Genomic DNA, 23,691 nt, shown 5'->3' with positions numbered 1-23,691 from the left:
TTTTCTTCGGGCGACTTGGTGGTGATCACTGTGGGCACGTTTGATGTCAAAGCAGGCGCCACTCCGGCTACAGAAGCCCAAACCTTGGTTACCCAAGTGCAGCGCTTGAAAACCGCTGGTGTGACACATATTCTGATCATGCCTGTGTTGGATGTGTCTAGAACGCCTTGGGGCCGTGTGAATACCGGTACTGTCAGCACAACCGCAACAAACACTTTCAACGAAACTGTTTTGTTGGCTTTGAGCACAGCGTTTGGCAGTCAAACGCCTAACTCTGTGATTTATGCCAATGCCTCAGGCGTGACTTCATCCTTTTTGACGGTGACATCGGTCGCTGTTTTAAGTCCATTTACAGATACTGGCTTCAACAGCACTGTTGTGGCAGGTACTACGCCAGCATGCGGAGATGCCACATCGTTTTCGGGTTGTGCCGCTAGCGTGCCAACGGCAGCGGGTAGGCCCTACACCACCATGCTCTTCGCAGACGGCATCCACCTCACCCCTGCAGGTAACCGTTGGGTCGCACAGTATTTGTACAACGCCACAGCCCAAGGCTGGCGTTAATCACCCGCAGATGCCTTGCGCCCAAAGCGCAAACGCATCGCCAAGATGCTGGCAGCCAACATCAGCGTGATGATGTTGGCAATCACCACGGGCCAGGCTTCGATCAGCAAGCCGTAGGCCAACCACAGCGCAATGCCTAGCGTGAAAGCGCTGTACATCCCCAGCGAAACACCGCTCACATCGCGGGTCTTGAAGGTCAGCCACGCTTGCGGCACAAAGCTCGCGGTGGTGAGGCTGGCGGCGGCGTAGCCGATCCATTCGGTGTAGTTCATGGAAGTCTTTCTGAATTAAGGCTGCTTACCCGCCCAGTCAATCATTGCGTCCAGCGCAGGGCGAGCGGCATTGGCGTTGGGGTGGTGAAGGATGGCCACCACCACCCAGCGTTTGCCGCTGGTGGTATCCACAAAACCCGCCACGCCCGCCACATCCCGCAAGCTGCCGGTTTTTAAATGTGCGATGGCCTGTGCTTTGCTGCGTTTCATCGTGCCGTCAAGGCCGGTCACAGGCAACGAGCTCATCAGCTCAGACATATGGGGCGAGGCCCATGCCACTTGCAGCAAACGGGCGAGGGCTTGCGCGCTGATGCGTTCTTCGCGGCTCAGGCCCGAGCCGTTGTCAAAGGTGGGCATGTCGCCGCCCACGCGCTCGCGCCACCACAGCTGCATCACTTCGCGTGACGCATCAAAAGTGCCTACGCCGCGTTGTTGTTGGCTGAGGGTGAGGAACAGTTGTTGCGCCATCACGTTGTTGCTGTATTTGTTGATGTCGCGGATGGTCTCGGCCAACGATGCGGACTCCACGCTGAAGGCGGGCTGCAAATGGGCGGGTACGTTGCCATCGCGCACTTGGCCGCTGAGCTGCCCGCCGAGTTGCAGCCACATGCCTGCAACAGCGCGTGACGCAAATTGCTGAGGTGCGGCGTAGGCAATGGGCCACATTTTTTCGCCACACACGGCGGGGAAGTTGCCAGCAAAGCGGATGCGTGCGGGGTCGCTCCAGTCGGCGCGCAGAGCGCTTCGGTAGTCGCTGCAGTCGCCAGCGCTCAGCGGCACACTGGCGGGAAACTGGACGCCAGCCAAGGGCGGCTCGATTTGCACACGCGCCACGTTGGCAGCGCGGTCGGGCACAAACTGAATGAGCAACGATTTGAAGTTCAGCAGCAACGCATCGGGCGCAGCGTTGTAGGGGCGCAGGGGCTCGCCGTCAAAGCTGGCGGCGTCGCGCACGGCCACGTCAAACGCGCTGCGGTCGAGCACGATATCACCTTGAATTTTTTGAATGCCCAAGCCTTGAATGCGGCGCATCAGCAGCCACAAACGCTCCACCACCAAACGCGGGTCGCCGCTGCCCTTGATGTAAACATTGCCCTGCAACACGCCATCGCGCACAGGGCCGTCCACGAACACGGGCGTGCGCCACACAAAGGCGGGGCCCAGCGTGTCAAGCGCAGCGGTGGTGGTGGCCAGCTTCATGAGCGACGCGGGGTTCACGCGCACTTGGGCTTGGTGGCTTAGGCGCGGTGTGCTGCCCGTGTGTGTGTCGACCACCATGACATGGAAGTTTTCGTTCGGCACTTTGGCGCGTTGCAGGGCGGCTAGCACTTCGGCAGGCAGTTGGCCAACGTCGCCGTCGCTGTGTTTGGGCGGGTCGGTGCGCACGGCCTTCGAGCTGGGGGCCGCGTGCGCGGGCAAGGCAGTAGCGCAGATCAGGGTAAATAGCTGTGCGAAGGCGACGGCAAAGGCAAGCGCACATGCCAATGGCAAGTGTTCAAAGCGCCATCGTCCGCGGCTGATGCGGGGGGTGAGCGGGTGCAAAGTGGGCAAGTGCGGGCAGGTCATAAGCAAATTATCACGGCTGGGATAATCACCCGATGCACTCCAACACTTGGCTGGCTTTAGAGACCAGTACCGACACCCTTTCTCTTGCTGTTGCTCGCGGCACCCAGACATGGACGCACACCAGCGCAGGCGGTGCGCTTACGTCCACGCACATGATTCCGCAAACCTTGACGCTCTTAAAAGAGGCGTGTGTAGCGTTGACCGATTTGCAAGCCGTGGTGTTTGGCCGTGGACCAGGCGCGTTCACGGGTTTGCGCACCGCGTGTTCGGTGGCGCAGGGCTTGGCGTTTGGAGCAGATTTGTTTGTGTTGCCAATTGACACCTTGTTGGCTGTGGCTGAAGAAGCGCGTGCGGCGAGTGCTGCAAGCGGTTCAAAGCCAGTGACCCGCGTGCTGGCCGTGATGGATGCGCGCATGGAGCAGGTGTATATGGCGGCGTATGAGTTCAAGCCAATCACCACAGATGCAGTAAGCAGCGCGGACCAAGCAAACCTCATGCGTGGCACTTGGTGTTGCGTGCAAGAGCCCGAACTGCACAGCCCCGAAACGCTGCATTGGCCTGCCGATTGGACGCAAGACGGCTTTATTGCGGCTGGCAACGCATGGCCCGTTTACGCAGGCCGTTGGCCCGCTGCTTTGTCAGGGCCGCAACTGCTCGTCTTGCCAACAGCCGCCGCCTTGCTGCGCTTGGCCCCCGCCGCTTGGGCCGCCGGCGAAGCTGTACCACCAGAAAAAGCGCTGCCGCTCTACATTCGCGACAAAGTGGCGCAAACCACTGACGAGCGATTGCAAATCAAAGCGCAGCAAGCTGCCGCCCAATGAACGCCGTTTTGAAACCCGAAGTTCATCTAGAGCCGCTGACTGAAGCGCTGCTCGACGACGTGCTGCGTATCGAAAAAAACGCCTACGCTCACCCATGGACACGCGGTAACTTTGCGGACTCGCTCAAATCGAGTTACCAGATGCTGGCGCTGATGGGCGGCGACACCTTGATTGGCTACTTTGTGGCCATGGAGGGCGTGGACGAAGTGCACTTGCTCAACATCACTGTTGCGCCCGAGTTTCAGGGCCAAGGCTATGGCATGCTGATGCTAGATGCCTTGTCGGTGTGGGCGCGCAGCCGCCACGCGCTGTGGCTGTGGTTAGAAGTGCGGGTGGGCAACACTCGCGCCATGCAGGTGTACGAGCGCTATGGGTACCGACGTGTAGGAGAGCGCAAAAACTACTACCCCGCCAACCGCGGCCAGCGTGAGCATGCGGTGGTCATGTCGCTCAAGCTGTAAGCTACACCCAATGACCGACACCTTGCACCTCGACAAACGCCAACGCGCCATGCTGGCCGAGATGGGCGTGCGCGTGTGGTCGCCCATGTCCGAGGCCGCCGTCATAGATGCGCCAGCGGGGGAAATAGAACAACCCCACAGCTTTGTCGCTGCCAGCGATCTGGCCAAAGCAGAGCCTGTCCCGACCATCATTCAACGCCCTGAAGGGATTGACCAAATGGGTTGGTCCGCTTTGCAGAGCACGGTGTCCAGCTGTCAAGCCTGCACTTTGTGTGGCGCACGTCATAACACCGTGTTTGGTGTGGGTGCATTGGCTGCTGAAGGTGAAGCGCCACAAGTCGATTGGCTGATCGTGGGCGAAGCACCTGGCGAGGAGGAAGACCTTCAAGGCGAGCCCTTTGTGGGTCAAGCCGGCGAACTGCTCGACAACATGCTGGGCGCTATGAGTTTGTCACGCACAGGCGCGCGAAAGCCAGAGGGTGGCGGCGTGTATATCGCCAATGTGCTCAAGTGCCGCCCGCCCGGCAATCGAAACCCCAAGCCCGAAGAAGTAGCGCAGTGTCTTCCTTACCTTGAGCGCCAAGTGGCGTTGCTGAAACCTAAAATGATTTTGGCCATGGGGCGTTTTGCGGTGCAGGCCTTGTTGCGCGATAGCGTGCCCGAGCTGGAAGGCACGCCTTACGGCAAGCTGCGTGGGCGCGTCTACCAGTACCAAAACGTGCCGGTGGTGGTGACGTACCACCCCGCTTATGTGTTGCGCAACTTGCCTGAAAAGGCCAAGGTTTGGGCTGACTTGTGTTTGGCGATGGCGCATCTCAAGGGTTCTGAATAGCTTCTGGCTTTGTTTGTTTGTTCGTGAAGGGTTCGCGCCGGAGGTGGTGACGCGGCTCGGGTGCAGCGGCTTGCCTCATGCTGGGGTACCAGAAATCGTTAGCCGCCGCACCCAAGCCGCGTCACTGTTTGCGGTTGAAATATTGCACGCCGCAGTCTGTGGGTAGAAGCTAAGCCTCTACCCACAGCGAGCCCAGCAAAAACCTGCGAACAAGCCTTCTAAAATTACGAGATGACATTCATCGACATGCTTAAGGGCGCAGAGCGCCAAAACAACTCCATGCTCTGCGTGGGCCTTGACCCAGAGCCCACCAAGTTCCCTGACCGCATCAAGGGCGACTCGAACAAGATTTACGATTTCTGCGCGGCTATCGTCGATGCCACCGCAGATTTGGCCATGGCCTTCAAACCCCAAATCGCTTACTTCGCAGCGCACCGCGCCGAAGGTCAGCTAGAGCGTTTGATGGAACACATGCGCCGCGTTGCGCCCCATGTGCCGATCATCTTGGATGCTAAGCGCGGCGACATTGGCACCACCGCCGAGCAATACGCCATCGAAGCCTTTGAGCGCTACGGCGCAGACGCCGTGACTCTTTCACCTTTCATGGGCTGGGATTCGGTGGCCCCGTATTTGAAGTACCACGGCAAGGGTGCGTTCTTGTTGTGCCGCACCTCCAACCCCGGTGGTGACGATTTGCAAAACCAACGCCTCGCGTCCGTCGAAGGCCAGCCTTTGATGTACGAACACATTGCCAAATTGGCACAAGGCCCTTGGAACCTCAATGGTCAATTGGGTTTGGTGGTGGGTGCAACCTACCCTAAAGAGATAGAGCGTGTGCGCGAACTCGCGCCCACCTTGCCTTTGCTAATTCCTGGCGTGGGTGCGCAGGGCGGCGATGCGGTGGCGACGGTGAAAGCGGGCTTGCGAGTGAGTGGAGCTGAAACCACCGGCCCCATCATCGTTAGCTCATCGCGTGCGATTTTGTATGCATCAAAGGGTGACGACTTTGCAGAGGCGGCCCGTCGTGTGGCTTTGCAAACGCGTGAGACTTTGCAGACTGCGCGCGCTTAAGAAAAGGCCTGAAGCGCCCTAAGCAGCGCTGGGGTGTTCGGCAAGTTTTGTTCAGTGCTGGAAGCGCTCGCGCAGGTAGACCACGATGGCCTTCGAGTCTTGCAGCCAACGTGTCTCGCCATTGGCTTCGGTGATCTTCAAGCACGGCACTTTGGTGGCGCCGCTGCCTTTTTGCAGTGCGTCGCGGTTGGCAGCGTTGTGTTGTGCATCGCGCTTTTCAATGGGTAGCGACAGGCGGCGCATTTCTTGGCGTGTCTTGATGCAAAACGGGCAGGTGTTGAACTGGTACAGCGTCATGCTTTGGCATTGCAGATCGACTGCCGCTTGAGCCGCAGCGTCACGCTGCACGCCCTGGGGCTGAGTGAGGCGCTCTTTGAGCAACATGACGGGGCCCAGCACGAGGCGCAGGGTTTTGAAGAAGGCACGAATGATAGGTTTCATGGGAAGGAATGGTAAGGCCTGATGCCAGTTTTACCGTGAGGTCGTGGACAATGGCGTTTTCCTTTAAAGCCTAGCCATGCACATTAGCCAAGACACGGCCGTCACCATCCAATACCAAGTCATCAGTCCCGCAGGCAAGCCTTTGGACTCGGGGCATTTGTCGTATTTGCACGGCGGTTACGAAAACATTTTTCCAAAGGTCGAAGCTGCGCTCAATGGCCAAGCCGTGGGATTTGCTGTCAAGCTGGACTTAAGCGCGGAAGATGCATTTGGCGAGCGTGACGCAACGTTGGTGCGCGTCATTCCTAAGGCTGAATTTCCACCTGGCGTGAAAGTGGGCGGGCAGTTGCAAGGCGCGGGCGACGATGGGCAACCGCGGGTATTCAACGTGGTAAAGATCAAAGGCCCCGAAGTGCATCTAGACGGCAACCACGCGTTGGCGGGTCAGGCCCTTCAGTTTCGTTGCACCGTAACGGAAGTACGTCCTGCCACGGCTGAAGAAATTGCCCACCGCCATGTGCATGGCGCGCATGGACATCAGCACGACTAAGTGGTGGTGTTGCGATTGAAATGAGTTCGTCGCATAGCTGAGCGGAGCCGTTTAATGCGCCACTCAGCTTGGCAGCAAGCGCTTCAAGTATTTGCCTGTAAAGCTGGCAGGGTTGGCCGCCAAATCTTCAGGCGTGCCCACACCCACCACCATGCCGCCACCGCTGCCGCCCTCGGGGCCCATGTCGATCAACCAATCGGCGGTTTTGATGACGTCGAGGTTGTGCTCGATGATGACGATGGTGTTGCCCGCATCGCGCAGGTGTTGCAGCACTTTCAAGAGCAGTGCAATGTCGGCAAAGTGCAGGCCCGTGGTGGGCTCGTCCAAGATATAGAGCGTGCGGCCGGTGTCGCGTTTGCTCAGCTCTAGGGCCAGCTTCACACGTTGCGCTTCACCGCCCGAGAGCGTGGTGGCCGCTTGGCCGAGTTGCAGGTACGACAGGCCCACGTCCATCAAGGTTTGCAGCTTGCGGGCGATATTGGGCACGGCGTTGAAAAACACCAGAGCGGCTTCGACGGTCAGGCCCAAGATTTGCGCGATGTTTTTGCCCTTGTACATGACCTCGAGCGTTTCGCGGTTGTAGCGCAAGCCGTGGCACACATCGCAGGGCACGTACACGTCAGGCAAGAAGTGCATCTCCACCTTGACCATGCCGTCACCTTGGCAAGCTTCACAGCGACCACCGCCTGAGGCTGCGGCCACGTTGAAGCTGAAGCGCCCAGGACCATAGCCGCGTTCGCGGGCCATGGGCACTTCGGCCATCAGTTCGCGAATGGGCGTAAATAGGCCCGTGTAAGTGGCTGGGTTGCTGCGCGGTGTGCGGCCGATGGGCGACTGGTCGACGTTGATGACTTTGTCGAAATAGTCGAGGCCGGTGATTTCATCGTGCGCTGCTGGCTCGTCGTGCGCGCGGTGGATGGTGTGCGCGGCGGCGGTGTAGAGCGTGTCGTTGACCAGCGTAGATTTGCCTGAGCCCGACACACCGGTGACGCAGGTGAGCAAGCCCACGGGGAAGTCGGCGGTGACTTTCTTGAGGTTGTTGCCACGTGCGCCGCTGATTCGAATCACTTGGTGTTCTGACGCATCTTTGTGTAGCTTTCGGTGGAACGCCAAGTCTTCGGGTGCAACGGGCAAGAAGGCGTTGCGTTGGGTCGGCACTTCGATGCGCAGGGCTTGCGCCAAGTAGCGACCGGTCAGCGAGTTGGGGTTGGCTTCAATCTCGGCGGGTGTGCCGCGCGCCATCACATGGCCACCGTGTATGCCTGCGCCTGGGCCCATGTCGACGCAAAAGTCTGCGGCGCGAATCATGTCTTCGTCGTGCTCCACCACGAGCACGCTGTTGCCAATATCGCGCAGGTGCTTAAGGGTGTCGATCAGCCGGTCGTTGTCGCGCTGGTGCAAGCCTATGCTGGGCTCGTCCAACACATACATCACGCCCGTCAGGCCCGAGCCGATTTGGCTTGCCAAACGGATGCGCTGCGCTTCTCCGCCTGACAAGGTGTCGGCGCTGCGGTCGAGGCTGAGGTAGTTCAGACCCACATCGTTCAAGAACTTCAGGCGTGAGGCAATCTCGCGCACCACTTTGTCGGCAATTTCGGCTTTTGCACCTTGTAGCTTCAAGGTATTGAAGTAGCCAAAACACTCGCCCAGCGTGGTGTGACTGATGTCAAAGATGCCGCGCATTTGATCGCCGTCGCCAATGCGCACGTTGCGTGCTTCGCGGCGCAGGCGTGTGCCGCCGCAGGATGTGCATGCACGCGTGCCACGGTAGCGGGACAGGTCTTCACGCACCACCACTGAATCGGTCTCGCGGTAGCGCCGCTCCATGTTGACCAAGATGCCTTCGAAAGAGTGTTTCTTGCTCAGCTTTTTGCCAGAGCCGTTTTCAAGGCTGTAGTTGAACTTGATTTCTTCTTCGCCTGAGCCATACAACAGCACTTGGCGCACTTCGGGACTTAGCTCTTCAAAGGCGGCATCCAAGTCAAACTTGAAGTGTTTGGCCAAGCTCTCCAGCAGGGTGAAGTAATGCGCGTTGCGGCGGTCCCAGCCCTTGATAGCCCCGCTACCGAGGCTGAGTGACGGAAACGCCACCACGCGTGCGGGGTCGAAAAAGTCTTGGTGGCCCAAGCCGTCGCAGGAGGGGCAGGCGCCCACAGGCGAGTTGAACGAGAACAAACGGGGTTCGAGCTCGCTGATGGAGTACATGCACTGCGGGCACGAAAACTTGGCGTTGAAGCTGTGCTCGACGCCCGTGTCCATTTCTAGCGCAATGGCGCGGCCTTCGGCCAACCGCAAGGCGGCTTCAAAGCTCTCGGCTAAACGCTGGCGCAAGCCCGGCGGAGCTGCTGATGGGGTGATGGTGATGTCACCAACACTGGGCGCCGCCAACGTGTCAGGGGCAGACGCGGCCGCCCCAGTCGGCCCGGGTGTTTCGTGTCGCACCTTGATGCGGTCCACCACCACGTCGATGTCGTGCTTTTCGGTTTTCTTCAGCTCGGGCAGCTCGTCGTATTCGTACACCTTGCCTTCGATGCGAAAACGCACATAGCCCTGCGCTTGCAGCTGCGTGAAGAGTTCGCTGTACTCGCCCTTGCGGTTGCGCGCGATGGGCGCAAGCAGCATGAGCTTGGTGTCTTCGGGCAGCGCCATCACGGCGTCCACCATCTGCGACACGCTTTGCGCTTGCAGCGCCAAGTTGTGGTCGGGGCAATACGGTGTGCCTGCGCGGGCAAACAGCAAGCGCAGGTAGTCGTGAATCTCGGTCACCGTGCCCACGGTCGAGCGCGGGTTGTGGCTGGTGGCTTTTTGCTCAATGCTGATGGCGGGCGACAGGCCTTCAATCAGGTCCACATCGGGCTTGTCCAAACGGCCCAAAAACTGGCGGGCATAAGCCGAGAGGCTTTCCACATAACGGCGCTGGCCTTCGGCGTATAGCGTATCAAACGCGAGACTGGACTTGCCCGAACCCGACAAACCCGTGATGACCACCAGCTGGTTGCGCGGAATGTCGAGGTCGATGTTTTTCAGGTTGTGCGTGCGAGCCCCGCGAATGCTGATGTTTCGCATGGCAGAGGGATGGTTCAGGGCTTGGCCTAAGTAGGCGCCGTCAGAAGGTGCGTTCACTGGACACTCAAATTAAAAGGGCAACCCGCCATGATAGTGGCGGTGCAAGTCATGTGCTGTGAATGCGGGACAATAGCAGGCTGTGACGATCAACTTAAGCCCCTCCCCCAGCCCCACATCTGACGACAGTCACACCATGACGCCGATCGAGCGACGTGCCAGTTTCACGCTCGCGTCCATTTTTTCGCTTCGGCTGCTCGGTTTATTTTTGGTGATGCCCGTGTTTGCGCTGGAGGCACGCAAGTACCCCGGCGGGGACGATCCCGCGCTCATTGGCCTGGCCATGGGCATCTATGGTTTGACGCAAGGCATGCTGCAAATTCCATTTGGCATGGCGTCAGATCGACTGGGCCGCAAGCGCGTGATTTTGTTTGGCCTGGTGGTGTTTGCTTTGGGCAGTTTGTTTGCGGGCAGTGCTGAATCCCTCTGGGAGCTTTTGGTCGGTCGGGCGCTGCAGGGTGCGGGTGCTGTATCAGCCGCTGTGACAGCGTTGTTGGCCGATCAAACCCGTGACGTGGTGCGCACCAAAGCCTTGGCCCTGGTCAGCGCAGGCATTGGGCTGATGTTTGCCTTGTCGCTGGTGGTCGCACCTGTGTTGGTTGCCCACATCGGCTTGTCCGGTTTGTTTTTTCTCACAGCTGTGCTGGCTGTGATGGGGATGGGCGTTGTGGTGTGGGCGGTGCCACCTGAGCCCGCCATTCTCAAAGATGCTGGACGCGGTGGTTTGCGCCAAGTGTTGTCAAACCCCGCATTGCTACGCTTGAACATCGGCGTGTTCGTGTTGAATGCCGTGCAACTCGCCATGTGGGTGGTGGTGCCTGCCATGTTGGTGCAAGCGGGTTGGCTCAAAGACGACCATTGGCAAATTTATTTGCCAGCCGTCTTGGGGTCATTTGTTGTGATGGGCGGCGTGTTTCCTTTGGAGCGCCGTGGCTATTTGCGCGCCGTCTTTTTAAGCGCCATTGCCTTGTTGGTTTTGGTACAGCTGGCCTTTCTGTGGGTGTCGTCGGATTCGCCCAGCATCACGTGGATGGCGTGGTTGTTGTTTGCTTTCTTTTGTGGTTTCAACGTGTTGGAAGCCACGCAGCCCAGCATGGTGTCGCGCATCGCGCCCGCTTCTTCGCGCGGGGCCGCCATGGGCATTTACAACACATTGCAGTCTTTGGGCTTTTTTGCGGGTGGATTGATGGGCGGCCAGTTGGCTAAAAGTTATGGCACACAAGGCCTGTTTTTAACTTGCGCGGCACTCATGCTGCTGTGGCTGGTGGTAGCTTGGCCCATGGTGGCACCTAAGCGTGCAGCCCCTTCCGCAAAGACCCCATAATCAGTCCCTATCTGGAGGAATTTACCCATGGCATCTGTTAACAAAGTCATTCTCGTCGGCAATTGTGGCCGCGACCCCGAAATTCGCTACTTGCCCAGCGGCCAAGCCGTGGCCAATGTGAGCGTGGCGACATCGAGCAAGCGCAAAGACAAAAACAGCGGCGAGATGATTGAAGACACGCAGTGGCACCGCGTCACCTTTTATGACCGCCTGGCCGAAATCGCTGGCGAATACGTCAAAAAAGGCCGCCCAATTTACGTGGAAGGCCGTTTGAAATACGGCGTGTACACCGACAAAACCACAGGCGTGGAAAAAAATACTGTCGACATCATTGCCACGGAGCTGCAACTCTTGGGCGGCCGTGAAGGCATGGGCGCACCAAGCGGTGGCGGTGAAGAAGGCGGCGGCTACGGCCGCCCAGCGGCAGCGCAACGCGCCGCAGCACCAGCAGCAGCGCAACGCCCTGCGACGGCAGCGCCTGCCAAGGGTGGGTTTGATGACATGGATGATGACATTCCGTTCTAATCAACTCACGCAAATTTAGCGTGCAACAAAAAACCGACGTGCGTGAGCAGGTCGGTTTTTTTTCGCCTCGTTGTAAATGAGGCGGGGGCTGTAACGAAGCGCACAAGAGAAGGTTGACCAAAATAATTAAAAATTTACGTCAACAGTTGCGTATTTCATACCGTTGTTAGATCACTCCGATATTGGAGCTGTTCCAAAACCTAAAAGGAAATTTTGTATGAACAAGTTGATTGCCTCTTTGATCGTTGGTGCTTTCTCTGCTGCCGCGTTCGCAACCACACCGGTTGCAGCAGTGGCAACTCCTGCAACCGCCGCGCCTGCTGTGGCCGCTGCAACTGCCAAGGTTGAAGCTGTTCCAGCCGCCAAAGCCGAAGCCAAAAAAGTGGTGAAAGAAAAAGTCGCTGTGGTGAAGACTGATGCCACCAAAAAGGTAGAAGCCAAAGTGCCAGCCGCAGCAGCTGTCCTGAAGTAAAGCCAACGCGGCATCAAGGCCGCGGGCAACTCAGGCAGGGGTTGCGTTCAGCGCTGCAGCGCTGGCAATGACCCCGCCGCCCATACACACCTCACCGTCATACAACACAGCCGATTGGCCGGGTGTGACGGCCCATTGAGGGTCATCAAAGGCGAGCACCAGCTCGCCTTTGTCGTTGTAGCTCAGCTCACACGGTGCATCTGCTTGGCGATAGCGGGTTTTGGCGGCGTAGCGTCCGGGCGCTGGTGCATGGGGTGCACACCAGCTCAGGTCGTCGGCGTGGAGGGCGCCGTAAAGCAACCAAGGGTGGTCGTGGCCTTGCACCACATACAAGGTGTTGGTCGCCATGTCTTTGCGGGCCACAAACCAGGGTTGGTGTTCGCCAGCGCCGCGCAATCCTCGGGCGCGCAGTGCGTCCATGTCTGCACCTTTGGCTTTCAGGCCGCCAATACCTAAGCCTTGACGTTGTCCGAGCGTGTAAAAACTCAAGCCCACATGCGTGCCAATCTTGCGGCCACGGTCGTCTTTGATGGGGCCGGGCTCGTTGGCGATGTAGCGGTTTAAAAATTCGCGGAAAGGGCGCTCGCCGATAAAGCAAATACCGGTGGAGTCTTTTTTCTTGGCGTTGGGTAAGCCGATGTCATCCGCAATGCGGCGCACTTCGGTTTTGTGTAACTCGCCCACGGGAAATAAAGTTTTAGACAGTTGCGTTTGGTTCAAGCGGTGCAAGAAATAGCTTTGATCTTTGCTAGGGTCCAGGCCTTTGAGCAGCTGAAACTCGCCGCCCACTTCGCGTACGCGGCAGTAATGGCCGGTGGCAATTTTTTCAGCGCCTAGCCGCATGGCATGGTCTAAAAACGCTTTGAATTTAATTTCAGCGTTGCACAAAATGTCGGGGTTGGGTGTGCGGCCACCTTGGTATTCGCGCAAGAACTCGGCAAACACGCGGTCTTTGTATTCGGCGGCAAAGTTGACGTGTTCAATCTCGATGCCAATCACGTCGGCCACGGCAGCGGCGTCCACGAAGTCGATGTTGGACGAGCAGTATTCGCTGTCGTCATCGTCTTCCCAATTTTTCATGAAGATGCCGATGACGTCGTAGCCTTGTTGCTTCAGCAGGTAGGCGCTGACGGCCGAGTCCACGCCGCCGCTCAAGCCCACCACTACACGTTTGTTGTTTGCCATGCGGCAATTATCCCTTTGCGGTCTGCAGCACACTCGGGTCGGTGTAAATCATGCCCAGTGGAAAGCGTTGGCCGGCCAAATGGTCATCCATGCACCTCAGCACCAGTGGACTGCGTAGGCGGTGAACGTTGGCACGGATCTCATCAGGCGTCATCCACAGGGTGCGCACGATGCCTTTGTCCAGTTTGGCACCCAACACTGGCTCGCCCAGTTCGCCGCAAAAGGCGAGGCGAAAGTAGGTCACGTCTTCGGCTGCACGGCCTTCGCGTGCGGGGCGCTGCAAACGCGAAATGTAGATGCCCACCAGCTCCGTGGGCTTAAAGGTGTGCGTGGTTTCTTCCAGTGCCTCGCGTGCGCATCCGTCTTCGGGCGACTCGCCCGGGTCAAGGTGACCCGCAGGGTTGTTTAAGCGCAAACCTTCAGGCGTGTGCTCTTCAATAAGGAGGTAACGACCGTCGCGCGCAATGATGGCGGCGACGGTGACACTGGGCTTCCAACGTTTGTTCATTTGGCCATTATCTTTCGGGTTTTTACGCCTCTGTTGCCTTTGTAAAGTCGTGTAACCTTGCCACACCCTGACGTGGGCAAAACCTTCAAAAATAGCAAAAGGCAATTGCATGAACTCTACACAAAAGCCCTGGTTAAGCGCCTACCCAGAAGGCGTGCCCGCAGAAATTGACATCACCGCTTACAGCTCGCTGGTCGATCTGATGCAGGAGAGTTTTCGCAAGTATGGCGACCGCACGGCTTTCAGCTTCCTTGGCAAAGGCTTGACCTACAAAGAGCTCGACCGATTGAGCCAAGTGTTTGCAGCGTACTTGCAAAGTTTGGGGCTGGTGTTTGGTGACCGCGTGGCCATCATGCTGCCTAACGTGTTGCAGTACCCCATTGCAGTGGCCGCAGTGCTGCGCGCAGGTTTTGTGGTGGTCAACATCAACCCGCTTTACACACCGCGCGAGTTAGAAGCTCAGCTCAAAGATTCAGACGCCAAAGCCATTGTGATTTTGGAAAACTTTGGCGCCACCTTGCAAGAGTGCTTGGCCCGCACCCCCGTCAAACATGTGGTGCTGTGCGCCATGGGCGACCAATTGGGTTGGCTCAAAGGCACGCTGGTCAACCACGTGGTGCGCAAGATCAAAAAAATGGTGCCTGCGTTTGAGTTGCCCACTGCTGTGCGCTTCAACGACACCTTGGTTCAGGGCGAGCTCTGCACACTGACCTCGCCCGAAATTCATGGCGACCATTTGGCGGTGCTGCAATACACAGGTGGCACCACCGGTGTGGCAAAAGGTGCCGAGCTGTTGCACCGCAATGTGATGGCCAATATGTTGCAAGCGTCGGCTTGGTTTCAGCCTGCGCTCAAGCGCATTCCAGCCAACGAAGTGCCGACTTTCATTTGCCCGTTGCCGCTGTATCACATCTTCGCGTTCACGCTCAACATCATGGCGTGTATGCGCATGGGCGGTTGCTCGGTGCTGATTCCGAATCCACGTGATTTGCCTGCGGTGTTCAAAGAGCTGACCAAACACCGCTTTCACGTGTTTCCCGCTGTGAACACCTTGTTCAACGCCTTGGTCAACCATCCCGATTTCAACAAGGTGGATTGGTCGCACTTAGTGGTGTCGGTCGGCGGCGGCATGGCCGTGCAAGGCCCCGTGGCGCGGCAGTGGTTGGAGAAAACGGGCTGCCCCATCTGCGAAGCCTATGGCTTGTCTGAAACCAGCCCCGCAGCCAGTGGCAACCCCGTGACCAACACGGCCTTCAACGGCTCGATTGGCGTGCCTTTGTCAAGCACGGACATGAAGATCATTGACGATGATGGCAACGAAGTGCCTGTCGGCACACGGGGCGAAATTGCTATTCGCGGCCCGCAGGTGATGGCTGGTTATTGGCAGCGCCCTGATGAAACCGCCCGCGTGATGACGGCTGACGGTTTCTTCAAATCAGGCGACGTGGGTGTGATGGACGAACACGGTTACTTCCGTATCGTGGACCGCAAGAAGGACATGATTTTGGTCAGTGGCTTCAATGTCTACCCCAACGAGGTTGAAGAAGTGGTGGCTGGTTTGGCGGGTGTGATGGAGTGCGCGGTCATCGGCATTCCTGATGCGCATTCAGGCGAAGCCGTTAAGTTGGTGGTGGTTAGAAAAGACCCTGCTTTGACAGAAGCCGATGTGCTGGCGCATTGCCGTCAGAATCTGACCGGCTACAAAATGCCTCGCGTTGTGGAGTTCCGCACCGAACTGCCCAAAACACCTGTGGGCAAAGTGCTGCGCCGCGAGTTGCGCGACAAAACATCCGCATGAGCCGCATCGCGCTCGTGAGCGCCATGCACGAAGAACTGGCCGAAGTGCTGGCGCGCATGCCCGACGAGCAAAAGACCGTGGTCGCTGGCCGCGAGTTTTGGCTAGGACATTGGCGTGGGCACGACGTGGTGGCCGTGCTGTCGCGTATTGGCAAAGTTGCCGCTGCCACTACCGCCACTGTTTTGCTTGAACGTTTTGGCGTCAGCCGCATGGTGTTCACAGGTGTGGCGGGTGGCTTGGCGCCACAAGTGAATGTGGGTGATGTGGTGATTGCCCGTGAGTTCATTCAGCACGACATGGATGCGTCGCCCCTGTTCCCACGCCACGAAGTGCCCTTGACGGGCTTGACACGTTTCCCAGCAGATGCCGCTCTCAGTCAGGCCTTGGCTGTAGCCTCCCCACTTGCCCTGCAAGACATGTGGGCTAGCTTGCCGCATGGTGAGCGACTGAATTTAGATTTGGCCAAGGCCCAAGTGCACCAAGGCTTGATCGCCAGCGGCGACCGCTTTGTGTCGCAAACGATGGAGAGCCAAGATTTGCAGCGAGCGCTGCCCGATGCTTTGGCGGTGGAAATGGAATGCGCCGCCATGGCGCAGGTGTGCCACGACTATGGCGTGCCCTTTGCTGCTGTGCGCATCATTTCAGACCGCGCTGACGACGCAGCGCATGTGGACTTTCAGCGCTTTATTCAAAGCATTGCCAGCCGTTACAGCGTGGCGGTGCTAGAACGGCTGCTGTTGTCGCTGCCGGCCTGATTACTTCAGCCAGCCGCGCTTGCGGAAGTACCACATGGGCACCAAGGCGCTAGCGATCATCAAGGCCACGGCGTAGGGGTAGCCCCAGGTTTTGTCTAGCTCGGGCATGAATTGAAAGTTCATGCCGTAAATGCTGGCGATTAAGGTGGGCGGCAGCATGGCTACGCTGGCCACCGAAAAGATCTTGATAATCTTGTTTTGGTTGATGTTGATGAAACCCACGGTCGCGTCCATCAAGAAGTTGATCTTGTCGAACAAGAAGGCCGTGTGGTTGTCAAGCGACTCAATGTCGCGCAAGATTTGGCGTGCTTCTTCAAACTGGTCGGCATTGAGCATGCGCGAGCGCATCATGAAGCTCACTGCACGGCGCGTGTCCATCACGTTGCGACGAATGCGCCCGTTCAAGTCTTCTTGGCGGGCAATGGCGCCCAGCACTTCGCCGGCAAGCTCGTCTGTTACGTCTTCAGACAGCACTAATTTACCTGCTTTTTCCAACTGGTCGTAAATACCTTCTAGCGTGTCGGCGGAGTATTCGGCATCAGCGTCGAATAGTTTCAGTAGAACGTCTTTGTCGTCTTCAATCAGCCCTGGTGCGCGGCGCGCACGCATGCGCAGCAGGCGGAAAACGGGCACGTCTTCATCGTGGATAGAGAACAATACGCCACGACTGCGCAGCGAGGCATTGTTTTGGTTCAAGATAAACGCAACGCGAACCGTGCGCGGCTCGTCCTCGTCGGCAATCAAAAAGTCGCTACGGATGTGCAGCTCGCCATTGTCTTCTTCATAGAAGCGAGCCGATTCTTCGATGTCCTCGTCCATCGCATCTTCGGGGATGGAGAGTTCGTAGTACTGCTTAATCCAGCGTTTTTCCTCAAGGGTGGGCGCTTCGAGGTCAACCCAGATGGGTTGGAATTTGGAGAGTTCTTCCAGCGATTCGATCTCTTCTTGAAAGAGTCGACCGTTGGCCAGCGTGAAGATATTGAGCATGGCAGTCCTTGCGCGTAGGGCACAGAAATTCGAAGGGTGAAAAATGCAGCTTTCGAATTCGCGTGGCGACTTTGGTCCTGATGCGACTCGAAAGCTACCGACTAGGGTAGGTTTCCAAGGAGATAGCTCCGCTGTTGAGGTGGGCTGATTATGGCACCGCATCTGTGCGGCCTAGGGGTTTTCCGTAGTGTGTATTTGATCGGTATTTGAGTTCAACCCATTGCCATTTCGAAAATGTGAGCGCATAGTGAAAGCGCTAACTCAAAGGAGGTTTTTTATGAACTTGACGATCAGTGGACACCATCTGGAAGTAACCCCCGCTCTGCGCACCTATGTGACAGGCAAGCTTGACCGTATCACGCGACATTTTGATCAAGTGGTGGACGTGAAAGTGCTGCTCAGCATCGAAAACCAAACCGAGAAAGAACGTCGACAAAAGGCCGAATGCAACATTCATGTGAAAGGCAGCGACATGTTTGCCGAAAGCGCCCACGAAGACATGTATGCCGCCGTGGATGAGTTGATTGACAAATTGGATCGCCAAGTGGTGCGCCACAAAGACCGCTTGCAAAGTCACCATCATGAGAGCCCCAAGCGTTTGATGTGAGCTTTTTGAAGTTTTTCAAAACCGCCTTAAACGGCGGTTTTGTCGTTTTAGACCCGATTGGTTTGTAAGTGCATAATCTGCGCTCAATCATGAACCGACTAGCTTCCATTCTTCCCTCCGCACAAGTCCTTGTGCGCGTCGAGGTCACCAGTAAAAAGCGCGCCTTTGAAGAGGCGGGTTTGCTGTTTGAGGGCCTGCATGGCCTCAACCGCGCTTTGGTGGCCGAAAGTTTGTTTGCGCGTGAGCGTTTGGGCTCGACGGGTTTGGGTCATGGCGTGGCCATTCCGCATGGTCGCATCAAAGGTTTGAAGTCGCCCATGGCAGCTGTGTTTCAGTTGGCCGATGCGATTGGATTTGATGCCCCAGACGAGCAACCCGTAAGCTTGCTGATCTTTTTGCTGGTGCCAGAAGCCTCGACCCAAAAGCACCTTGAAATATTGTCTGAGATCGCCGAACTGCTCAGCGACACGGCCTTGCGTGAAAAAATCAAATCCTGTGATGATGCGGCGGAGCTACACCGAATCATCTCGACCTGGAACGCGGTGCCGTTGTGAGGCCTTCCGTCATCAGCGCTGATGTGTTGTTTGAGGCCTTTCGCGGCCGTTTGCGTTGGGAGTGGATTGCTGGCTCGAGCGCCTCTGATCGCCACTTTGATGAAGTGGCTGTACGTAGCGCCCGCTCAGGCGCTGACTTGGTGGGTTACCTCAACTACATCCACCCTTATCGCGTGCAAGTGTTGGGCGAGCGGGAGGCCAATTACGTTGGCAAAACAACACCCGAAGACAGCGCTCGAAGGATTGCGCGCATTGTCACTTTAGAGCCGCCTGTGTTGGTACTGGCAGATGGCCAACAGCCAACTGAGGCGCTGGTGTCCATGTGTGAACGCGCACAAATTCCCTTGTTTACCACCCATGAATCTGCGGCGTTTGTCATCGACTTGTTGCGGGCTTATTTGTCTAAGCACTTTGCCGACCGCACCACCATGCATGGCGTGTTCATGGACATTTTGGGCTTGGGCGTGATGATCACCGGCGAATCGGGCTTGGGCAAAAGCGAGCTGGGTTTGGAGCTGATTTCTCGTGGCAACGGCTTGGTGGCCGACGATGCCGTGGATCTGTACCGCATTAATCAAACCACCATTGAGGGCCGCTGTCCCGAATTGCTGCAAAACTTGCTGGAAGTGCGTGGTATCGGCTTACTCGATATTCGCGCCATCTTTGGCGAAACGGCCGTGCGCCGCAAAATGCGCTTGAAGCTGATTGTGCATTTGGTGCGCAAAGAAACTCTAGAGCGCGACTATGAGCGCTTGCCGCATGAACCCCTCACGCAAGACGTATTGGGCGTGCCCGTTCGCAAAGTGGTGATTCAAGTGGTAGCCGGTCGCAACATTGCGGTGTTGGTAGAGGCGGCAGTGCGCAACTCGATTTTGCAGTTGCGTGGTGTGGACACTTATCAAGAGTTCATCGCGCGTCATCAGCGCGCCATGCAGCAGGGCTAACTTTTCTTGCCTGCAGGGCGGTGTTCGCAGTTCTTTTTGCGGCAATGCGCATACAGACTCAGCGCGTGGTCTGCAATTTCAAACCCGCGCCGCTTGGCGACTTTCACTTGCAGAACTTCAATTTCTTCGTCGTGAAACTCTTCCACGCGGCCACAGTCTAGGCACACCAAATGGTCGTGGTGCTCGCCCTCGTTGAGCTCGTAAACCGCACGCTCGCTCTCAAAGTGGCTGCGTTTTAAAATATCAGCTTGCTCAAATTGCATCAGCACTCGGTAGACAGTGGCGATGCCAATATCCATGTTTTGCAGCATCAAATGGCGGTACACATCCTCGGCGGTCATGTGGCGCTGGGTACCTTGTTGGAACAGCTCCAAAATCTTCAGGCGAGGGGCTGTGGCTTTGAGGCCAATGCTTTTGAGGTCGTCTGGATGTGCCATGGTGTCTTTCGCTCAGCGTTGGAAATAGGGCCACCGCTACAATGAACGAATCATAGCCTCAGCGCCTCATTCGGCCTTTCACACCATGTTTGAATCCTGTCGAAATGCTTCTGTTTTTCTGCGTCAGCCACGTCGCTTTCTCGCGCTTGCATTCGCTGTTGCGGGTCTTGGGCTTACAGCCTGTTCGAGCAACCTTATTTACAAACCCGAAGTCGTGCAGGGCAACTTTGTCTCGCGCGAGCAAGTGCAGGCCTTGCGAGCAGGCATGCCCCGTCAAGCGGTGCGCGACGTTCTGGGCACACCGCTAGTGACCAGTTTGTTTCATGCTGACCGTTGGGACTACGCCTTCACCATTCGTCGCCAAGGTGCTGAACCACAACAGCGTCGTTTTAGTGTGTTTTTTATGGGTGATGCGCTCGATCGCATTGAGGGCGATTCACTGCCCACCGAGGCAGAGTTTGCTGCCAAGCTTGATAACCGCCGCCCACCCACCAAGTTGCCCGTGCTCAAAGCCACCGAGGCTGATTTGGCCAAGTTCCCAGCTAAGCCTTCGCTTGGAGCCGGCTCAGCCCAGCCTGCGGCACCTGCCAATCCTGTTTCTTACCCACCGCTCGAAGTGGCCCGTTGATCTTTGAAAGCGCCGATACACCATGGCTCATTCCCTTGACATTTTGAAAATTGCCATTGCTGGCGCCAGCGGCCGCATGGGCCACATGTTGATCGAGGCTGTGCGCAATGACGCCACTTGCCAACTGGCTGGCGCGTTGGATGTGCCAGCAAGCCCCGGCATTGGCAACGATGCCACCGGCTTTTTAGGTCAAGCCAGCGGCGTGAATATTGAAGCCGATGTGCGCAAAGGTTTGCAAAACAGCCAAGTGCTGATTGACTTTACCCGCCCCGAAGGCACGCTGGCTCATTTGAAGATTTGCCGTGAGTTAGGCGTGAAGCTGGTTATTGGTACGACCGGTTTTACCGATGAGCAAAAAGCAGAAATTGCCGAAGCCGCCAAAGACATCGCCATCGTCATGGCCCCCAACATGAGCGTGGGTGTGAACGTGACCTTGAAGCTCTTGCAAATGGCTGCCCAAGCAATGCCCACGGGCTACGACATTGAAATCATCGAAGCGCACCACCGCCATAAGGTGGACGCGCCCTCGGGCACCGCGCTCAAAATGGGCGAGGTCATTGCTGAGGCTATAGGCCGCGACCTCAAAGACTGTGCCGTGTACGAGCGCTACGGCCACACCGGCGAGCGTGACCCATCGACCATCGGCTTTGCCACTATTCGTGGCGGCGACATTGTGGGTGACCACACCGTGCTGTTTGCTGGCATTGGTGAGCGCATTGAAATCACGCATAAGTCCTCCAGCCGCGCCACCTATGCGCAAGGCGGCTTGCGTGCTGCGAGTTTCTTGGCCGGCAAAAACAAAGGCTTGTTCGACATGTTTGACGTGTTGAATCTGCGTTAAAAAAATGGACTTCTTCGCCACCATTTTTGAAGGCGACGCCCTCAGCATCATTTTGGCGCTGGCCTTGTTGGCCATGTCGGTGGCGAGCTGGACGGTTATCTTTTACAAAGCCTGGTTGCTGCACCGCGTGAGCGCCGATGTGGCACACGGCAAAGCCGCCTTCTGGCAAGCCCGTGATGTACAGCAGGGCATTCAAGCTTTAATCCCGATTGACCGCGCCTTTGTGTTGCTGCCGCTCGCGCAAGCCAACCTGCAACTCATGCCCAATACCTTGGGCGCGCAAGGCGATGTATCGGCGCAACGCACCCGCGTGTTGCGCGATGCGTTGCACGGCGTATTGCATCGTTTGCAATCGGGCCAAGTGTTGTTGGCCACGGTGGGTTCTACTGCACCGTTTGTGGGTTTACTTGGGACCGTGTGGGGCATTTATCACGCACTCACGGGCATCGCCACTGCAGGTCAGCTCACGATTGAACGTGTGTCTGGTCCGGTGGGCGAAGCCTTGGTCATGACAGCGGCGGGCTTGGCCGTGGCCTTGCCAGCGGTGCTGGCATTTAATGTGATGGGCCGCGTTATCAACCGTTTGGAGCAAGAGCTGGAAGGCTTTGCCCACGACCTGCGGGATCTCTGATGGCCTTCGGACGTTTTGAGCGAACGCCGGGCCAAACGCCCATGAGCGACATCAACGTCACCCCCTTGGTCGATGTGATGATGGTCTTGTTGGTTATCTTCATCATCACTGCGCCGTTGATGGTCAGCGCATTGAAGCTCGATTTGCCCAAAACCGACGGCGAGCAGTCCAGCAGCGCACCGCCAAGATTTGTGAAACTTAGTATCGACGCCAAGGGCGTGGTGTATTTGGACGACAAAGCCACCTCGCTGGACGACCTCAAAAGCAGCCTCCATGCCCAAGCCTCTAAGGCCTTGGCCATGAACCATGGCGAATTGCCAGAGGTGCAACTGCGAGCCGATGAGCGTGTGCCCTATGGCAAAGTGGTCGAAGTTATGAGCTTGGCACAGCAAGCCGGCATGAACCGCATTGGCTTTGTGACTGAGCGCAACAGCCCGTTTCCGCCCCTTAATTAGCTTCGTCATCACTCGCTGCGCGTTGCCTTCTTAGTCAACTCGATCGCCCTCAAACCAAGGCCTAAAATCAGGGCATTCTTTGCCTTTGTTTGAAGGCGCTGCCTCGCGACCCAAGCGGGGGTTCTCTGACTGATCCCATGCAAGACAAATACAACCACACCGAGGTCGAACGCGCCGTTCAGGCCGCTTGGACCCAAGCCGACGCCTACCGCGTGACCGAAGACGCGTCCAAGAAAAAGTTTTACGCCTGTTCCATGCTGCCTTACCCCAGCGGCAAGCTGCACATGGGCCATGTGCGCAACTACACCATCAACGACATGCTCACGCGCAACCTGCGCATGAAGGGCTTCAATGTGTTGATGCCGATGGGCTGGGACGCATTTGGTTTGCCTGCTGAAAACGCCGCGCTTAAAAATGGTGTGCCGCCCGCCAAGTGGACCCACGAAAACATCGCCTACATGAAGAAGCAAATGCAGGCGATGGGCTTGGCCATCGACTGGTCACGCGAAGTGGCCACCTGCGACCCAACGTACTACAAGTGGAACCAGTGGTTGTTCCTCAAGATGCTCGAAAAAGGCATCGCCTACCGCAAGACCCAAGTGGTGAACTGGGATCCGGTCGACCAAACCGTGTTGGCCAACGAACAAGTAATTGACGGCAAAGGCTGGCGCACGGGAGCGCCGGTAGAGAAGCGCGAAATTCCTGGTTACTACTTGAACATCACTCAATACGCGCCTGAGTTGTTGGAGCATGTGCAGATCGGCAACGAGAAAGCAACCTTGAACGGCTGGCCCGACAAAGTGCGCTTGATGCAAGAGAACTGGATTGGCAAGTCGGAGGGGGTACGCTTTGCGTTCATGCACGACATCAAAGGCACGGACGGCACGTTGATCGGCGACGGCCGCATGTATGTATTCACTACACGTGCCGACACCATCATGGGTGTGACGTTTTGTGCTGTGGCTGCCGAGCACCCGCTGGCCCTTCACGCTGCGGCGGGCAACCCCGCAATGGCCGCTTTCCTTGAAGAATGCAAAAGCGGCGGCACAACCGAAGCCGAGTTGGCCACACAAGAGAAAAAGGGCATGGCCACTGGCTTGTTCGTCACGCATCCATTGACTGGTGCGAAAGTGGAAGTGTGGGTAGGCAACTACGTGCTCATGTCTTATGGCGATGGCGCGGTCATGGGCGTGCCTGCGCATGATGAGCGCGACTTTGCGTTTGCTTTGAAATACGACTTGCAGATCAAGCCAGTCGTAGCGCTTGGTGGTGACGGTGCGGCGACGTTCGATACAGCGGCTTGGCATGAGTGGTACGCCACCAAAGCGGGCGTGTGTGT

At 57.4% G+C, this 23,691-nt stretch carries 27 protein-coding genes; 19 read left to right on the top strand and 8 right to left on the bottom strand.

Translation table 11 applies throughout. The annotated features are described in order from the left end of the window. A partial coding sequence (locus ABWP81_RS02980; protein WP_353139234.1) for an SGNH/GDSL hydrolase family protein occupies positions 1-564 on the top strand: 564 nt, incomplete at its 5' end. Here the strand turns inward: ABWP81_RS02980 and ABWP81_RS02975 are convergent. Then, positions 561-836 carry a SemiSWEET transporter gene (locus tag ABWP81_RS02975; protein WP_353136696.1) on the bottom strand — a complete coding sequence of 92 codons (276 nt, stop codon included), beginning with the start codon at positions 834-836 and terminating at the stop codon, positions 561-563. The genes ABWP81_RS02980 and ABWP81_RS02975 overlap by 4 nt on opposite strands. 15 nt (positions 837-851) lie before the next feature. Continuing rightward, complete coding sequence (dacB, locus tag ABWP81_RS02970) at positions 852-2,402, bottom strand: D-alanyl-D-alanine carboxypeptidase/D-alanyl-D-alanine endopeptidase (protein ID WP_353139231.1); 1,551 nt, start codon at positions 2,400-2,402, stop codon at positions 852-854. A 32-nt stretch (positions 2,403-2,434) separates the two neighbouring features. On the opposite strand from dacB, the gene tsaB reads away from it, so the two are divergent. From tsaB to pyrF, 4 genes are all read left to right on the top strand, one after another. Continuing rightward, complete coding sequence (gene tsaB, locus ABWP81_RS02965; RefSeq protein ID WP_353139228.1) at positions 2,435-3,223, top strand: tRNA (adenosine(37)-N6)-threonylcarbamoyltransferase complex dimerization subunit type 1 TsaB; 789 nt, start codon at positions 2,435-2,437, stop codon at positions 3,221-3,223. Further along, positions 3,220-3,684 (top strand): ribosomal protein S18-alanine N-acetyltransferase, encoded by a 465-nt coding sequence (rimI, locus tag ABWP81_RS02960; RefSeq protein ID WP_353139225.1) that lies wholly within the window; start codon positions 3,220-3,222, stop codon positions 3,682-3,684. Before tsaB ends, rimI begins: the two co-directional genes overlap by 4 nt. Positions 3,685-3,694: 10 nt before the next feature. Next, positions 3,695-4,516, top strand: coding sequence for a uracil-DNA glycosylase (locus tag ABWP81_RS02955; RefSeq protein WP_353139222.1), 822 nt, complete (start codon positions 3,695-3,697; stop codon positions 4,514-4,516). 231 nt (positions 4,517-4,747) lie between these two features. Then, the gene (gene pyrF, locus ABWP81_RS02950; RefSeq protein WP_353139219.1) at positions 4,748-5,587 is read left to right on the top strand and encodes an orotidine-5'-phosphate decarboxylase; all 840 of its coding nucleotides are present in this window, start codon (positions 4,748-4,750) and stop codon (positions 5,585-5,587) included. 51 nt (positions 5,588-5,638) lie between these two features. Here the strand turns inward: pyrF and ABWP81_RS02945 are convergent, their stop codons facing one another. Further along, the gene (locus ABWP81_RS02945) at positions 5,639-6,028 is read right to left on the bottom strand and encodes a glutaredoxin family protein (protein ID WP_353139216.1); all 390 of its coding nucleotides are present in this window, start codon (positions 6,026-6,028) and stop codon (positions 5,639-5,641) included. Between the two features lie 76 nt (positions 6,029-6,104). Between ABWP81_RS02945 and ABWP81_RS02940 the strand changes: the two genes are divergently transcribed. Continuing rightward, positions 6,105-6,578: an FKBP-type peptidyl-prolyl cis-trans isomerase gene (locus ABWP81_RS02940; protein WP_353139213.1), complete on the top strand. Its 474-nt coding sequence runs from the start codon at positions 6,105-6,107 to the stop codon at positions 6,576-6,578. A 63-nt stretch (positions 6,579-6,641) separates the two neighbouring features. Here ABWP81_RS02940 and uvrA read toward each other — a convergent pair whose 3' ends face one another. Next, positions 6,642-9,644, bottom strand: coding sequence for an excinuclease ABC subunit UvrA (uvrA, locus tag ABWP81_RS02935; protein WP_353139365.1), 3,003 nt, complete (start codon positions 9,642-9,644; stop codon positions 6,642-6,644). A 193-nt stretch (positions 9,645-9,837) separates the two neighbouring features. Between uvrA and ABWP81_RS02930 the strand changes: the two genes are divergently transcribed. The 3 genes from ABWP81_RS02930 to ABWP81_RS02920 all read left to right on the top strand — a co-directional run bounded on the left by ABWP81_RS02930 (position 9,838) and on the right by ABWP81_RS02920 (position 12,022). After that, on the top strand, positions 9,838-11,025 hold the full coding sequence (locus tag ABWP81_RS02930; RefSeq protein WP_353139362.1) for an MFS transporter: 1,188 nt from the start codon (positions 9,838-9,840) through the stop codon (positions 11,023-11,025). 27 nt (positions 11,026-11,052) lie between these two features. Then, positions 11,053-11,550, top strand: a complete 498-nt coding sequence (gene ssb, locus ABWP81_RS02925; RefSeq protein WP_353139210.1) for a single-stranded DNA-binding protein — start codon at positions 11,053-11,055, stop codon at positions 11,548-11,550. A 217-nt stretch (positions 11,551-11,767) separates the two neighbouring features. After that, a complete protein-coding gene (locus ABWP81_RS02920; RefSeq protein WP_353133044.1) occupies positions 11,768-12,022 on the top strand; it encodes a hypothetical protein in 255 nt (84 codons plus the stop codon). A gap of 30 nt (positions 12,023-12,052) precedes the next feature. Here ABWP81_RS02920 and mnmA read toward each other — a convergent pair whose 3' ends face one another. Beyond that, positions 12,053-13,207 carry a tRNA 2-thiouridine(34) synthase MnmA gene (mnmA, locus tag ABWP81_RS02915; RefSeq protein WP_353139207.1) on the bottom strand — a complete coding sequence of 385 codons (1,155 nt, stop codon included), beginning with the start codon at positions 13,205-13,207 and terminating at the stop codon, positions 12,053-12,055. Between the two features lie 7 nt (positions 13,208-13,214). Beyond that, on the bottom strand, positions 13,215-13,715 hold the full coding sequence (locus ABWP81_RS02910; RefSeq protein WP_353139204.1) for an NUDIX hydrolase: 501 nt from the start codon (positions 13,713-13,715) through the stop codon (positions 13,215-13,217). Between the two features lie 109 nt (positions 13,716-13,824). Here ABWP81_RS02910 and ABWP81_RS02905 point away from each other — a divergent pair, with 109 nt between their 5' ends. Both ABWP81_RS02905 and ABWP81_RS02900 read left to right on the top strand, forming a co-directional pair. After that, positions 13,825-15,513: a long-chain-fatty-acid--CoA ligase gene (locus tag ABWP81_RS02905; RefSeq protein ID WP_353133053.1), complete on the top strand. Its 1,689-nt coding sequence runs from the start codon at positions 13,825-13,827 to the stop codon at positions 15,511-15,513. After that, complete coding sequence (locus ABWP81_RS02900; RefSeq protein ID WP_353139201.1) at positions 15,510-16,268, top strand: 5'-methylthioadenosine/adenosylhomocysteine nucleosidase; 759 nt, start codon at positions 15,510-15,512, stop codon at positions 16,266-16,268. Before ABWP81_RS02905 ends, ABWP81_RS02900 begins: the two co-directional genes overlap by 4 nt. Here ABWP81_RS02900 and corA read toward each other — a convergent pair whose 3' ends face one another. After that, the gene (gene corA, locus ABWP81_RS02895) at positions 16,269-17,255 is read right to left on the bottom strand and encodes a magnesium/cobalt transporter CorA (RefSeq protein ID WP_353133059.1); all 987 of its coding nucleotides are present in this window, start codon (positions 17,253-17,255) and stop codon (positions 16,269-16,271) included. Between the two features lie 277 nt (positions 17,256-17,532). Here corA and hpf point away from each other — a divergent pair, with 277 nt between their 5' ends. From hpf to hprK, 3 genes are all read left to right on the top strand, one after another. After that, positions 17,533-17,862, top strand: coding sequence for a ribosome hibernation-promoting factor, HPF/YfiA family (gene hpf / locus ABWP81_RS02890; protein WP_353133062.1), 330 nt, complete (start codon positions 17,533-17,535; stop codon positions 17,860-17,862). 89 nt (positions 17,863-17,951) lie between these two features. Then, positions 17,952-18,416 carry a PTS sugar transporter subunit IIA gene (locus tag ABWP81_RS02885; protein WP_353133065.1) on the top strand — a complete coding sequence of 155 codons (465 nt, stop codon included), beginning with the start codon at positions 17,952-17,954 and terminating at the stop codon, positions 18,414-18,416. Further along, the gene (hprK, locus tag ABWP81_RS02880; protein ID WP_353139198.1) at positions 18,413-19,360 is read left to right on the top strand and encodes an HPr(Ser) kinase/phosphatase; all 948 of its coding nucleotides are present in this window, start codon (positions 18,413-18,415) and stop codon (positions 19,358-19,360) included. The genes ABWP81_RS02885 and hprK overlap by 4 nt, the downstream gene beginning before the upstream one ends. On the opposite strand, the gene fur is transcribed toward hprK, so the two are convergent. Then, positions 19,357-19,797, bottom strand: a complete 441-nt coding sequence (gene fur, locus ABWP81_RS02875; protein WP_353139195.1) for a ferric iron uptake transcriptional regulator — start codon at positions 19,795-19,797, stop codon at positions 19,357-19,359. The two genes, hprK and fur, sit on opposite strands and share 4 nt — an antisense overlap. Positions 19,798-20,011: 214 nt before the next feature. On the opposite strand from fur, the gene ABWP81_RS02870 reads away from it, so the two are divergent. From ABWP81_RS02870 to ABWP81_RS02850, 5 genes are all read left to right on the top strand, one after another. Next, entirely contained in the window at positions 20,012-20,425 is a 414-nt protein-coding gene (locus ABWP81_RS02870; protein WP_353139192.1) for an outer membrane protein assembly factor BamE, read from the top strand. A gap of 22 nt (positions 20,426-20,447) precedes the next feature. Then, a complete protein-coding gene (gene dapB / locus ABWP81_RS02865) occupies positions 20,448-21,266 on the top strand; it encodes a 4-hydroxy-tetrahydrodipicolinate reductase (RefSeq protein WP_353139189.1) in 819 nt (272 codons plus the stop codon). A gap of 4 nt (positions 21,267-21,270) precedes the next feature. After that, positions 21,271-21,897 (top strand): MotA/TolQ/ExbB proton channel family protein, encoded by a 627-nt coding sequence (locus ABWP81_RS02860; protein WP_353139186.1) that lies wholly within the window; start codon positions 21,271-21,273, stop codon positions 21,895-21,897. Further along, the gene (locus ABWP81_RS02855) at positions 21,897-22,352 is read left to right on the top strand and encodes an ExbD/TolR family protein (RefSeq protein ID WP_353139183.1); all 456 of its coding nucleotides are present in this window, start codon (positions 21,897-21,899) and stop codon (positions 22,350-22,352) included. The genes ABWP81_RS02860 and ABWP81_RS02855 overlap by 1 nt, the downstream gene beginning before the upstream one ends. 137 nt (positions 22,353-22,489) lie before the next feature. After that, positions 22,490-23,691: class I tRNA ligase family protein (locus ABWP81_RS02850; protein ID WP_353139180.1), on the top strand; the 1,202-nt coding region annotated here is incomplete at its 3' end.

Origin of the sequence: Limnohabitans sp., assembly GCF_040401135.1 — a bacterium.
Taxonomy (GTDB): Bacteria; Pseudomonadota; Gammaproteobacteria; order Burkholderiales; family Burkholderiaceae_C; genus Limnohabitans.
Note: the sequence above shows the minus strand (reverse complement) of the source record. Positions and strands in the feature narration are given on the sequence as shown.